General features: G+C 70.4%; 13 protein-coding genes and 5 tRNA genes. 3 read left to right on the top strand and 15 right to left on the bottom strand.

Going from position 1 to position 12,009, the window contains the following annotated elements:
• Positions 1-112: 112 nt before the first annotated feature.
• Together ACICHK_RS28180 and ACICHK_RS28175 are read right to left on the bottom strand one after the other, a co-directional pair.
• Positions 113-1,123: an NAD(P)H-dependent glycerol-3-phosphate dehydrogenase gene (locus ACICHK_RS28180; RefSeq protein WP_406839044.1), complete on the bottom strand. Its 1,011-nt coding sequence runs from the start codon at positions 1,121-1,123 to the stop codon at positions 113-115.
• Positions 1,120-1,890: a lysophospholipid acyltransferase family protein gene (locus tag ACICHK_RS28175; protein ID WP_406839043.1), complete on the bottom strand. Its 771-nt coding sequence runs from the start codon at positions 1,888-1,890 to the stop codon at positions 1,120-1,122. The genes ACICHK_RS28180 and ACICHK_RS28175 overlap by 4 nt, the downstream gene beginning before the upstream one ends.
• 144 nt (positions 1,891-2,034) lie before the next feature.
• Here ACICHK_RS28175 and cofC point away from each other — a divergent pair, with 144 nt between their 5' ends.
• On the top strand, positions 2,035-2,673 hold the full coding sequence (cofC, locus tag ACICHK_RS28170; RefSeq protein WP_406839042.1) for a 2-phospho-L-lactate guanylyltransferase: 639 nt from the start codon (positions 2,035-2,037) through the stop codon (positions 2,671-2,673).
• Between the two features lie 224 nt (positions 2,674-2,897).
• The gene (locus tag ACICHK_RS28165) at positions 2,898-3,101 is read left to right on the top strand and encodes a hypothetical protein (RefSeq protein WP_103548542.1); all 204 of its coding nucleotides are present in this window, start codon (positions 2,898-2,900) and stop codon (positions 3,099-3,101) included.
• 81 nt (positions 3,102-3,182) lie between these two features.
• Here the strand turns inward: ACICHK_RS28165 and ACICHK_RS28160 are convergent, their stop codons facing one another.
• The 4 genes from ACICHK_RS28160 to leuC all read right to left on the bottom strand — a co-directional run bounded on the left by ACICHK_RS28160 (position 3,183) and on the right by leuC (position 6,485).
• The gene (locus ACICHK_RS28160) at positions 3,183-3,818 is read right to left on the bottom strand and encodes an HU family DNA-binding protein (RefSeq protein WP_406839041.1); all 636 of its coding nucleotides are present in this window, start codon (positions 3,816-3,818) and stop codon (positions 3,183-3,185) included.
• Between the two features lie 138 nt (positions 3,819-3,956).
• Positions 3,957-4,187 carry a hypothetical protein gene (locus ACICHK_RS28155; RefSeq protein ID WP_406839040.1) on the bottom strand — a complete coding sequence of 77 codons (231 nt, stop codon included), beginning with the start codon at positions 4,185-4,187 and terminating at the stop codon, positions 3,957-3,959.
• A gap of 274 nt (positions 4,188-4,461) precedes the next feature.
• Positions 4,462-5,055 (bottom strand): 3-isopropylmalate dehydratase small subunit, encoded by a 594-nt coding sequence (gene leuD / locus ACICHK_RS28150; protein WP_406839039.1) that lies wholly within the window; start codon positions 5,053-5,055, stop codon positions 4,462-4,464.
• A gap of 5 nt (positions 5,056-5,060) precedes the next feature.
• Positions 5,061-6,485, bottom strand: a complete 1,425-nt coding sequence (gene leuC, locus ACICHK_RS28145; RefSeq protein WP_406839038.1) for a 3-isopropylmalate dehydratase large subunit — start codon at positions 6,483-6,485, stop codon at positions 5,061-5,063.
• A 191-nt stretch (positions 6,486-6,676) separates the two neighbouring features.
• On the opposite strand from leuC, the gene ndgR reads away from it, so the two are divergent.
• Positions 6,677-7,393: an IclR family transcriptional regulator NdgR gene (ndgR, locus tag ACICHK_RS28140; RefSeq protein ID WP_028806673.1), complete on the top strand. Its 717-nt coding sequence runs from the start codon at positions 6,677-6,679 to the stop codon at positions 7,391-7,393.
• Positions 7,394-7,647: 254 nt separating this feature from the next.
• Here ndgR and ACICHK_RS28135 read toward each other — a convergent pair.
• The 9 genes from ACICHK_RS28135 to ACICHK_RS28095 all read right to left on the bottom strand — a co-directional run bounded on the left by ACICHK_RS28135 (position 7,648) and on the right by ACICHK_RS28095 (position 11,976).
• Positions 7,648-7,720 (bottom strand) — tRNA-Glu (locus ACICHK_RS28135).
• A 29-nt stretch (positions 7,721-7,749) separates the two neighbouring features.
• Positions 7,750-7,821: transfer RNA gene (locus tag ACICHK_RS28130), tRNA-Gln, on the bottom strand.
• A gap of 16 nt (positions 7,822-7,837) precedes the next feature.
• Positions 7,838-7,910: transfer RNA gene (locus ACICHK_RS28125), tRNA-Glu, on the bottom strand.
• 62 nt (positions 7,911-7,972) lie between these two features.
• A tRNA-Glu gene (locus tag ACICHK_RS28120) sits at positions 7,973-8,045 on the bottom strand.
• A 42-nt stretch (positions 8,046-8,087) separates the two neighbouring features.
• Positions 8,088-8,159, bottom strand: a tRNA-Gln gene (locus ACICHK_RS28115).
• Between the two features lie 90 nt (positions 8,160-8,249).
• Complete coding sequence (locus tag ACICHK_RS28110; protein WP_406839037.1) at positions 8,250-9,002, bottom strand: HAD family hydrolase; 753 nt, start codon at positions 9,000-9,002, stop codon at positions 8,250-8,252.
• Between the two features lie 293 nt (positions 9,003-9,295).
• Positions 9,296-10,765 carry a glutamate--tRNA ligase gene (gene gltX / locus ACICHK_RS28105; RefSeq protein ID WP_406839036.1) on the bottom strand — a complete coding sequence of 490 codons (1,470 nt, stop codon included), beginning with the start codon at positions 10,763-10,765 and terminating at the stop codon, positions 9,296-9,298.
• Positions 10,758-11,534, bottom strand: a complete 777-nt coding sequence (locus ACICHK_RS28100; protein ID WP_151472114.1) for a fumarylacetoacetate hydrolase family protein — start codon at positions 11,532-11,534, stop codon at positions 10,758-10,760. Before ACICHK_RS28100 ends, gltX begins: the two co-directional genes overlap by 8 nt.
• Positions 11,535-11,787: 253 nt before the next feature.
• A complete protein-coding gene (locus ACICHK_RS28095; protein WP_192582598.1) occupies positions 11,788-11,976 on the bottom strand; it encodes a hypothetical protein in 189 nt (62 codons plus the stop codon).
• Positions 11,977-12,009: the final 33 nt, after the last annotated feature.

Raw genomic sequence — 12,009 nt, 5'->3', positions numbered from 1 at the left:
GCGGTGAGTCAGCGCCCCACGGCGGCCATTGCTCAGCGTCGTGCCGACCGTCGCTGAGCGTCGCCCGCCCGGCGGTCCGGCGGGGCGGGCTCAGCGGTCCGGCGGGGCGGGCTCAGCGGCGTTCGGGCTTCGCGCTGCGCGACATCAGCTCCTTGAGGGCGACCACCGGGGGCTTGCCCTCGTGGACGATGCTGACGACCGTCTCCGTGATCGGCATGTCGACGCCGTGCCGACGCGCCAGATCCAGCACCGACTCGCAGGACTTGACCCCCTCGGCGGTCTGCCGGGTGACCGCGATGGTCTCCTTCAGGGTCATGCCCCGGCCGAGGTTGATGCCGAAGGTGTGGTTGCGGGAGAGCGGCGAGGAGCAGGTCGCGGCGAGGTCGCCGAGGCCCGCGAGACCGGAGAACGTCATCGGGTCCGCGCCCATGACGAGTCCGAGCCGGGTGGTCTCGGCCAGGCCCCGGGTGATCAGCGAGCCCTTGGCGTTGTCGCCCAGACCCATGCCGTCGGCGATGCCGACGGCGAGACCGATCACGTTCTTGACGGCTCCGCCGAGCTCGCAGCCCACCACGTCGGTGTTCGTGTACGGGCGGAAGTACGGGGTGTGGCAGGCGGTCTGGATGCGCCGGGCCACCGCCTCGTCGCGGCAGGCGACGACGCCGGCCGCGGGCATCCGCTGGGCGACCTCCTTGGCGAGGTTGGGCCCCGTGACGACGGCGACCCGGTCGGCGGAGACCTTGGCGACCTCCTCGATGACCTCGCTCATCCGCTTCACGGTGCCGAGTTCGACGCCCTTCATGAGCGAGACGAGCACGGTGTCGGGGGCCAGCAGGGGCACCCATTCCGCAAGGTTCCCGCGCAGCGTCTGGGAGGGCACGGCGAGCACGGTGAAGTCGGCGCCGCGCGCGGCCTCGGCCGGGTCGGCCGTGGCCCGCAGGTTCTCGGGGAGTTCGATCCCCGGGAGGTAGTCCGGGTTCATCCGCGTGGAGTTGACCGCGTCGGCGAGTTCGGGACGGCGTGCCCACAGGGTGACGTCGCACCCGGCGTCGGCGAGCACCATGCCGAAGGCCGTACCCCATGATCCGGTCCCGAAGACGGCCGCCTTGACCGGCTTGCTCACGTGCCCTGCCCCTCTTCCTGCTGTGCCTTCGACTTGGCCGCGGTCTTGCGGCGCTGCGCGATGCGCACCTCGCGCGGGTCGTACACGTTCTCGGGCGCCTTCTCGCCGCGGATCAGCTCCAGCTGCGCGGTGATGGCCGCCATGATGACCTCGGTGACCTCCCTCAGGAGGTCCGGGCTCATCTCCCGGTCGTAGTAGCGCGAGAGGTCCACCGGCGGGCCCGCGAGCACGTGGTGGGTCTTGCGCGGAAGGATGTCGGGCTTCTTGGCGTACGGGGGCAGCAGTTCGTTGGCGCCCCACTGGGCGACCGGGATCACCGGGCACCTGGTCTGCAGGGCGACCCTCGCCGCGCCGGTCTTGCCGGTCATCGGCCAGCCGTCGGGGTCACGGGTGAGCGTGCCCTCGGGGTAGAACGCCACGCACTCACCGCGTTCGACGGCGTCGATCGCGGCCCGGAAGGCGCTCAGGGCGTCCGTGCTCTCACGGTAGACGGGAATCTGTCCGGTGCCGCGCATCGCGGCACCGACGAATCCCTTCTTGAAAAGCCCGGCCTTCGCCAGGAAGCGCGGGACACGCCCGGTGTTGTACTGGTAGTGCGCATACGCGAACGGGTCCACATGGGAATTGTGGTTCACCGCGGTGATAAATCCACCCTCGGCCGGAATGTTCTCCATCCCGCGCCAGTCCCGCTTGATCAGAACCATGAGCGGCGGTTTGACGAGAACCGCTGCGAAGCGGTACCAGAAGCCGATTCTGCGGCGGGCCACGCGGACACCTTCCTCTAGAGCCTGGGGGGCCGCACAAGTGTCGCTCCAGGCCGTCTGTCTGTCGAGGACACCGTACGCCCCGACACCCGGACCGCCAGGGTGGCCAGGTCACAATAAGGCGTGATTGAAGAGGGCGGAGCGTTCGTGCGGTGGACCTTGGTCATACCCCTCAAGCCCCTGACACGGGCCAAGAGCAGGCTGGCGGACACCGCTTCCGAGGCGCTGCGCCCCGGCCTCGCCCTCGCGTTCGCGCAGGACACCGTGGCGGCGGCGCTGGCCTGCGCCGCCGTGAAAGGTGTGGCGGTCGTCACGGGCGACGCCCTGGCCGGGAGGGAGCTGGCCGCGCTGGGCGCGCACATCGTCGCGGACGAGCCGGCCGGGGGCCTCAACGCGGCACTGGCACACGGGGCGGAGGCCGTACGGGCCCGGGATCCCGAAAGCGCCGTCGCGGCCCTGAACGCCGATCTGCCCGCTCTGCGGCCTTTGGAATTGGCCCGGGTCCTGGCCGCCGCGGGCGAATTCCCCCGTGCTTTTCTGGCCGATGCCGCCGCAATCGGCACCACTCTCCTGGCCGCTTCCCCGGGCCGGGAATTGCGCCCCGCTTTCGGCGGTGATTCCCGGGCCCGCCATCGCGCCTCGGGGGCCGCGGAACTCCGTCTCGACGCGGTGGATTCCGTACGCCGGGACGTGGACACCCGGGAGGATCTGCGGGCGGCACTGGCGCTCGGCGTGGGACCGCGCACGGCCGCCGCGGCGGCGCGGTTGCTGATTCCCGGACAGTAGGCGGCGGACCGGTCCGCCCTCGGCGGGTGTTTTTCCCGCCGACTGTGAACGGGCCGACCGGTTCACAGTCGGCGGGGAATCCCGTACGGGTCCGGTGGGGAATCCCGGACGGACCGCGCGGAATCCTCCACGGGGCGGACCGGGGGCGACGGAAGCCGGGACGGGGTCCGCGGGGCCGGGAGATCCCCGGGGCCCGCGCGCGGCGGGGTCAGTAGGCTGCCCTCATGCAGGCGACCTCGTACACGTACGACCCCGAGACCCGCAGCGGACAGGTGCTGCTCGACGACGGCACTCCGGTGCCCTTCGACGGTCCGGCGTTCGACGCCGGCGGTCTGCGGCTGCTGCGGCCGGGCCAGCGCGTGCGGATCGAGACCGAGGGCGAGGGGGCGGACCGCCGGATCACCCTGATCACCCTGCAGACGTTCTGACGCAGACATTCTGAACGTGCCGCGGGCCGGGCTCCCGGTGGGAGTCCGGCCCGGCGCGTGAGGTGCCCCTGCGCCCGGCTTCTAGCGGGCGGTGGCCTTCTTGGCGGTGGTCTTGCGGGCGGTCGACTTCTTGGCGGGGGCCTTCTTGGCCGTGGCCTTCTTCGCCGGAGCCTTCTTGGCGGCGGTCGTCTTGGCCGCGGTGGTCTTCGCCGTCGTCTTCTTGGCGGCGGCCGTCTTCGCCGTCGTCTTCTTCGCCGCGGTCTTCTTCACGGCGGCCGTGGTCTTCTTCGCGGCCGTCTTCTTCGCCGCGGTCTTCTTGACCGCCGCCTTCTTGGCGGTGGTGGCCTTCTTGGCCGCGGCCTTCTTCACCGTCGCGGAAGCACCGCCGGAGAGGCTGCCCTTCGGGGCCTTCTTGACCGCGACGTCGTTCTTCGGGAGCTTCTTCGAGCCGCTCACCAGGTCCTTGAAGCCCTGGCCGGCGCGGAAGCGCGGCACGGAGGTCTTCTTGACCCGAACACGCTCACCTGTCTGCGGGTTGCGGGCGTAACGGGCGGGGCGGTCGACCTTCTCGAAGGAACCGAAGCCGGTGACCGAGACCCGGTCTCCGCCGACAACCGCACGGACGATGGCGTCCAGTACCGCGTCGACCGCGTCGGCGGCCTGCTGACGCCCGCCGACCTTGTCGGCAATCGCTTCTACGAGCTGCGCCTTGTTCACGTCTTCCCCTTCGGAGACATTGCCCGAACGAATGCGTTCAAGCTTTTTCGCACGTTAGGCAGATATATACCGCAAATCAAACACGAAACGGGCTAATCACCCTTGTGCCGCAACGAACTCGGGTCGTAGCGGAGTTCGTCAGCGATCCCCTTCGAGGAATCGGCCCTCGTCGAGGTCGATGGTGAACCGCTCCAGCCGCCTTGCCGCGTCGGCGAGATCGTGCTTGGCCGCGGCCGTAATGACCAGCAGCTTCCGGGTCAGCGCCATCCGTACGCCCTCCGGGACTTGCAGTGCGCGCACTGTTGTGTGCGCTTCCTTGAGTCGGTCCGCGACCGCCGCGTAGAGCTCGAGTTGGCTGTCACGTTCCATGCACAGATTGTGCCATCTGGGGCGAGTTGTCGCCTGCGCAGGGGGCAACTGCCGTACCCCGGAAGCCTCCTGACCTCCCTGGCCGGAAGTCGCCCATGAAGGCGCGTACCCAGGTAATCCCCTTTGTAACTAAGGGAGTTGGCTGACCGCGCGAGAGCTCCCGGAAGCCCTCCGGGGGCAGACACAGCTGTACCCCCAACCGTCCACGATTGGGGGTACAGAGGGGTGTTGCGGTGGCCGAAACCGGTCTCGTCCGGCCGGGGCCCGGCCGGCGTCAGACCTGGAGCGTCCTCGGCTTGTACGAGGGCCGCTTGGCCTCGTACGCCGCGATGTCGCTCTCGTTCTGGAGGGTGATGGAGATGTCGTCCAGCCCGTTCAGCAGCCGCCAGCGGGCGTTCTCGTCGAGCTCGAAGGCGGCGGTGACGCCCTCGGCGCGTACCTCGCGGGCCTGGAGGTCGACGGTGATCTCGGCCTGCGGGTCCCGCTCCGACAGGTCCTGGAGCGCGTCCACGGTCTTCTGGTCCAGGACCACCGTGAGCAGGCCGTTCTTGAGCGAGTTGCCGCGGAAGATGTCGGCGAAGCGGGAGGAGATGACGGCCTTGAAGCCGTAGTTCTGCAGCGCCCAGACGGCGTGCTCGCGGGAGGAGCCGGTGCCGAAGTCGGGGCCGGCGACCAGGACCGTGGCGCCCTCGCGCTCGGGCCGGTTGAGGACGAAGGAGGGATCCTTGCGCCAGGCCTCGAAGAGGCCGTCCTCGAAGCCGTCCCGGGTCACCTTCTTGAGCCAGTGGGCGGGGATGATCTGGTCGGTGTCGACGTTGCTGCGGCGCAGCGGGACGGCCCGGCCGGTGTGGGTGGTGAATGCTTCCATGGCTTTCAGACTCCAGCGGGCGCGGGGGTGTGGGACAGGTCGGCCGGGGAGGCCAGGTGGCCCAGGATCGCCGAGGCGGCGGCGACCTGGGGGGAGACCAGGTGGGTGCGGCCGCCCTTGCCCTGCCGGCCCTCGAAGTTGCGGTTGGAGGTGGAGGCGGAGCGTTCGCCGGGGGCGAGCTGGTCGGGGTTCATGCCCAGGCACATCGAGCAGCCCGCGTGCCGCCATTCGGCGCCGGCCTCCTTGAAGACCACGTCCAGGCCCTCGGAGACGGCCTGCAGTCCGACGCGTGCGGAGCCGGGGACGACCAGCATCCGTACGCCGTCGGCGACTTTGCGGCCCTGGACGATCGCGGCGGCCGCCCGCAGGTCCTCGATGCGGCCGTTGGTGCACGAACCTACGAAGACGGTGTCGACCTTGATGTCGCGCAGCGGCTGCCCGGCGGTCAACCCCATGTACTCCAGGGCCTTTTCGGCGGCCAGGCGCTCCGAAGCGTCTTCGTACGAAGCCGGGTCGGGGACGTGTCCCGAAAGCGGCGCGCCCTGGCCGGGGTTGGTGCCCCAGGTGACGAACGGCGACAGGGCGGCGGCGTCGATGACGACCTCGGCGTCGAAGACGGCGTCGTCGTCGGACCTGAGCGTCTTCCAGTACGCGACCGCCGCGTCCCAGTCCTCGCCCTCGGGAGCGTGCGCGCGGCCCCTGAGGTAGTCGAAGGTGGTCTCGTCCGGGGCGATCATGCCCGCGCGGGCGCCGGCCTCGATCGACATGTTGCACACGGTCATCCGGGCCTCCATCGAGAGCTTCTCGATGGCCGGGCCGCGGTATTCCAGGATGTAGCCCTGGCCGCCGCCGGTGCCGATCCGGGCGATGATCGCCAGGATCAGGTCCTTGGCGGTGACACCGGCCGGCAGCTCCCCCTCGACGGTGATCGCCATCGTCTTCGGGCGGGCCAGCGGCAGCGTCTGGGTGGCCAGCACGTGCTCCACCTGCGAGGTGCCGATGCCGAACGCCAGCGCGCCGAACGCGCCGTGCGTGGAGGTGTGCGAGTCACCGCAGACCACCGTGGTGCCCGGCTGGGTCAGCCCCAGCTGCGGCCCCACCACGTGCACCACGCCCTGCTCCACATCGCCCAGCGAGTGCAGCCGCACCCCGAACTCCGCGGCGTTCTTGCGCAGCGTCTCCAGCTGCACCCGCGAGACCGGGTCCGCGATGGGCTTGTCGATGTCGAGGGTCGGGGTGTTGTGATCCTCGGTAGCGATGGTGAGGTCCAGGCGCCGCACCCGCCGGCCCGCCTGACGCAGACCGTCGAAGGCCTGCGGGCTGGTCACCTCGTGCAGCAGGTGCAGATCGATGAAGAGGAGGTCGGGCTCGCCCTCGGCGCGCCGGACGACATGGTCGTCCCAGACCTTCTCCGCGAGTGTCCTACCCATCGCTTTCCCTCCGGCCGGCTCGTGTGGCGCCGGCCCAACTAGAGATTTCCGGGGCGGTGGACGTCCGCACCCCTCGTGCCGGACGTCGTCCGCCGGGCCCGTTGGTCCGCGGGCCGCTGTGCTTACCAGGGTGGCGCGTTTCACCGGAAATTGAACTTGCGTTTCACAGAGTGAGACGCGAGTATCGTTTCATGGACAACAGTAGCGGCGTCGGCGTTCTGGACAAGGCAGCCCTTGTCCTGAGCGCCCTGGAGTCCGGTCCGGCCACCCTCGCAGGCTTGGTCGCGGCCACCGGACTGGCACGACCCACGGCACATCGCCTCGCCGTGGCACTTGAACACCACCGCATGGTGGCGCGCGACATGCAGGGCCGTTTCATCCTCGGACCGCGGCTCGCCGAACTGGCCGCCGCCGCCGGCGAGGACCGTCTCCTCGCGACGGCCGGTCCGGTGCTGACACATCTGCGGGACATCACGGGCGAGAGCGCGCAGCTCTACCGCCGCCAGGGCGACATGCGCATCTGCGTCGCCGCGGCCGAGCGGCTGTCCGGTCTGCGGGACACGGTCCCGGTGGGCTCCACCCTCACCATGAAGGCCGGCTCCTCGGCCCAGATCCTGATGGCCTGGGAAGAGCCGGAGCGGCTGCACCGCGGTCTGCAGGGCGCCCGCTTCACCGCCACCGCGCTGTCGGGAGTACGGCGCCGGGGCTGGGCCCAGTCGATCGGCGAGCGCGAGCCGGGCGTGGCGTCCGTCTCCGCGCCGGTCCGCGGTCCCTCGAACCGTGTCGTGGCCGCCGTCTCGGTCTCCGGGCCGATCGAGCGCCTGACCCGCCACCCGGGCCGCATGCACGCCCAGGCCGTCATCGACGCCGCCGGCCGTCTCTCCGAGGCCCTGCGCCGTACGGGCTGACCCCGCTCCGCTCCCCCGTGACGGGAGGGCCGGCCTCAACGCCGCGGCAGGCCCTCTCCGAAGCACACCGTCCCGCACGCGGGGCGCACCGCCCCCGGTGCGCCCCGCGCCCCGTTTCCGGCGTGACCCGACTCACGGCGGTGCGCGACGGGTTGATCCGGCTCCCGGCCGGTTCGCGTGGAAGGGCCGGGAGCGAGGAAGGGCCCGGAACGCCGAAAGGGCCCCCACATCAGTGGAGACCCTTTCGGACCGTGTACCCCCGACCGGATTCGAACCGGCGCTACCGCCTTGAGAGGGCGGCGTGCTAGGCCGCTACACAACGGGGGCCTGAATCTTGCGTTTCCGCAGATCCGGGGCTGGGCTACCAGGACTCGAACCTAGAATGACGGTACCAGAAACCGTAGTGTTGCCAATTACACCATAGCCCATGGTGGTTTAGACCAGTACCCCCGACCGGATTCGAACCGGCGCTACCGCCTTGAGAGGGCGGCGTGCTAGGCCGCTACACAACGGGGGCCCTAGCGATCCTGCATGAGGGACAGCGGGTGCGACCCGGACTGCCTCCCTGGGAAGGATCTGTACCCCCGACCGGATTCGAACCGGCGCTACTGCCGTGAGAGGGCAGCGTGCTAGGCCGCTACACAACGGGGGCTTTGCGGATCTGGTTCTCCGCGGTGCAGATGAGCTCTGCGAGCTGGCCTACCTGGACTCGAACCAAGACTAACGGAACCAGAAACCGTCGTGCTGCCAATTACACCATAGGCCACTGAAACGCAACCCCGCGAGGGGATTTTGTTTTAGCTAGCGCCTCCGAGCTCCGGCCTTTCGGCCCGCTCCCGGCGGCGCAGAAAGAACATTACCCGAAGGTGGACGGCGCTCCAAAACGGGTATCGGCGCCGAGGATCACGGGCAACTCGGCGAGCGATCCGATGCGGTGCGGACCCGTCCGTCCGACGGCGCCGGAGGCCGGGGCCGCGGCGGGGACCGGGGCGCCCGTACGGTCGATCCAGACAGACAGCAGACCGGCGTCGGCGGCGCCCCGTCCGTCGATCTCCGGATGGTCCCCGACGTAGGCGACCCGCCGCGGCGGCAGTCCCAGGGCCTCGCAGGCCGCGTGGAAGGCAGCCGCGGCGGGCTTGGAGACGCCCAGCTCGGCGGCGCACAGGATCGCCTCGAAGCGGTCGTGCACACCGAGGACGCGCAGCTTGCGGTCCTGCACGAGGAGGCTGGAGTTGGACAGCACCGCGTGCCGGTGGCTGGTGACGAGCGCGTCCAGGACGGGCAGGACGTCCGGGAAGAGCGCCCAGGCGCCCTCGTAGTGCGCGACGTACCGGTCGAACCACGCGTCGGCCTCGGCGTCGCTCAGCGAACGGCCGAGGAACACCCGGACGCGGTCCCGGCGCTGGCCCTGCCAGTCGGTCTCACCGGCCGCGTACCTCGCCCACTGGGCGTCGGTGATCTCCCGCCAGCGCGTGAGGGCCTGCTCGACGGTCGTACCGCCGTCGAGCAGGCCCTCGGCCGCGAGATGCGCCCTCATGCCCGCCCGGTCCGCGGCCGTGTAGTCGAAGAGCGTGTCGTCGATGTCCCAGATCACGGCGTCGATGCCCATGCGCCGACGGTATCCCCGGGCGCGGGCGGTTGTCCCCGGTACGTCGAGGGACACCCGCGAACGGGAAGGGCGCGACGCCCGCCGTGACGACGGTCACTCGGTGCCGGTGCCGCGTGACGACCGCCACGCGGCACCGGCTTCGCGTGACGACCGCCACGTGAAACCGGTCCACGTGGCCCTCGTCACCCGGTGGCCGGTACGTGAGACGCGCGACGTCGCCGACGGGTGGTCGGCCCGCGCATGCGTGAGGGGCGGTACCCAGGGAACCCGGGTACCGCCCCTCTTCGTCCGCTTTACGCGGCCAGCTTCGCCAGCGCGGCGTCGACGCGCGCCAGCGTCGTCTCCTTGCCCAGGATCTCCAGGGACTCGAAGAGCGGCAGGCCGACCGTGCGGCCGGTGACGGCGACCCGGACCGGGGCCTGGGCCTTGCCGAGCTTGAGGCCGTGCTCCTCGCCGGCGGCCAGGACGGCCTCCTTGAGGGACTCCGCGGAGGACCAGTCGGCCGCCTCCAGCTTCTCGCGGGCCGTGCGGAGCAGGGCGTCGCTGCCCTCCTTCATGGCCTTCGCCCAGGACGCCTCGTCGACGGCCGGCTCCGGCAGGAACAGGAAGTCGACGTTGTCCGTGATCTCGGAGAGGACCTTCATCCGCGACTGGGCGTGCGGGGCGATCGCCTGCCACTTCGCCTCGTCGAAGTCCTCCGGCGCCCAGGGCGCGAAGGGGGCGCGCAGCCAGGGGGCGCAGCGCTCGGTGAAGTCCTTCACGTCGAGCATGCGGATGTGGTCGGCGTTGATCGCCTCGCACTTCTTCAGGTCGAAGCGGGCCGGGTTCGGGTTCACGTCCGTGACGTCGAACGCGGCGACCATCTCCTCGATCGAGAAGATGTCGCGGTCGGCGGCGAGCGACCAGCCGAGCAGGGAGAGGTAGTTCAGCAGCCCCTCGGGCAGGAAGCCGCGCTCGCGGTAGAGGTTGAGCGAGGACTCCGGGTCGCGCTTGGAGAGCTTCTTGTTGCCCTCGCCCATCACGTACGGGAGGTGGCCGAAGGCCGGGGTCTCCTTGGCGATGCCCAGCTCGGTCAGCGCCTTGTAGAGGGCGATCTGCCGGGGAGTGGAGGAGAGCAGGTCCTCGCCGCGCAGGACGTGGGTGATCTCCATCAGGGCGTCGTCGACGGGGTTGACGAGCGTGTACAGCGGCGCGCCGTTCGCCCGGACGATGCCGTAGTCCGGGACGTTCTCCGGGAGGTACGTGATCTCGCCGCGGACCAGGTCCTCGAAGGTGATCGCCTCGTCGGGCATGCGGAAGCGGACGATGGGCTCGCGGCCCTCGGCCTCGTAGGCGGCCTTCTGCCCGTCGGTCAGGTCGCGGCAGTGGCCGTCGTAACCGGAGGGCTTGCCGGCGGCGCGGGCGGCGTCGCGGCGGGTGTCCAGTTCCTCGGTCGAGCAGTAGCAGTGGTACGCGTGGCCCGCGTCCAGGAGCTTGGCGGCGACGTCCGCGTAGATGTCCATGCGCTGCGACTGGCGGTACGGCGCGTGCGGGCCGCCGATCTCGGGGCCCTCGTCCCAGTCGAAGCCCAGCCAGCGCATCGAGTCGAGCAGCTGCTCGTACGACTCCTCGGAGTCGCGCGCCGCGTCGGTGTCCTCGATGCGGAAGACCAGGGTGCCCTCGTTGTGCCGGGCGAACGCCCAGTTGAACAGGGCGGTGCGGACCAGCCCGACGTGGGGGTTGCCGGTCGGGGAGGGACAGAAACGTACACGGACGTTAGCCACGCTTGATCACCTTGTTGGTGAGAGTGCCGATGCCTTCGATGGTGACGGCGACCTCGTCGCCGACGTTCAGGGGGCCGACCCCAGCCGGGGTGCCGGTGAGGATCACGTCGCCGGGGAGCAGCGTCATGGCCTCGGTGATGTTGACGACGAGGTCCTCGATGGAGTGGATCATCTCGCTGGTGCGGCCGAGCTGGCGCTGCTGCCCGTTGACCGTGCACTGGATGGTCAGGTCGGCGGGGTCGAGGTCCGTCTCCACCCAGGGGCCGAGCGGGCAGGAGCTGTCGAAGCCCTTGGCCCGGGCCCACTGCTTCTCGCGCTTCTGCACGTCGCGGGCGGTGACGTCGTTGGCGCAGGTGTAGCCGAGGATGACGTCCTTGACGCGCTCGCGCGGGACCTCGCGGCACATGCGGCCGATGACGACGGCGAGCTCCGCCTCGTGGTGGAGCTCGCTGGAGAAGGAGGGGTACTGGATCGGGTCGCCGGGGCCGGTCACCGAGGTCGACGGCTTGAAGAAGGCGAACGGGGCGTCGGGCACCTCGTTGCCGAGTTCCCTGGCGTGCTCCGCGTAGTTGCGGCCGAAGGCCACGACCTTGTTCGGGAGCACCGGCGGCAGCAGCCGGACCTTGTTCAGCGGGACCTTCGTGCCGGAGAGCTCGAAGTCCGCGAACGGGATGCCCTTGATGATGTCGAGGACGAGCTCGTCCGGCCTGTCGCCCTCGACCGCGCCGAAAGCGACGTTGCCGTCGATGGAGAATCTGGCGATGCGCACGGGATCCTTGCGCCCCTCACTGAACTGGCTGGAGTCTGACGCTCCAGGCTAACGCGGCAGGGGCTGCGGGCTTCGCGTATATCCGCCGGGGTGGTGAGCGGCGGGGCACCCGTACGGGGCGGTGGACGACCGCGTCCTCGTACGGGGCGGTGGGTGACGGTTCCCTCGTGGAGGTGGGTGACGGCTCCCTCGTGGAGGGGCGTCCGTGACCGGCGGGGCCGCGCGCCGGGCGCGGCCCCGCCGGTCACCGCGTTCACTCCGCGGCGGAGACCGTGACCGGGGTGTCCATCAGGACGGTGCGGCGGGGGTTGGCCGTCTGGAGGGGGAGGTCGACCGAGTGCTCCGGCCGCTCCGGCGTCCGCAGGGCGTCGGCGTCCTGGAGGTGCGCCAGCGTCGTGCGCCGCGGGTTGGCAATGTTGCGGAACATCATCGTCGTCTTCACCGTTTTGCTCGACCTTGTCGTCCTGGGCGCCGG

The sequence above is a fragment of the Streptomyces sp. AHU1 genome, from assembly GCF_045343905.1.
Taxonomy (GTDB): domain Bacteria; phylum Actinomycetota; class Actinomycetes; order Streptomycetales; family Streptomycetaceae; genus Streptomyces; species Streptomyces triticiradicis.
The sequence above is the reverse complement of the archived record's forward strand: the minus strand, read 5'-3'. Positions and strand labels throughout refer to the sequence as shown.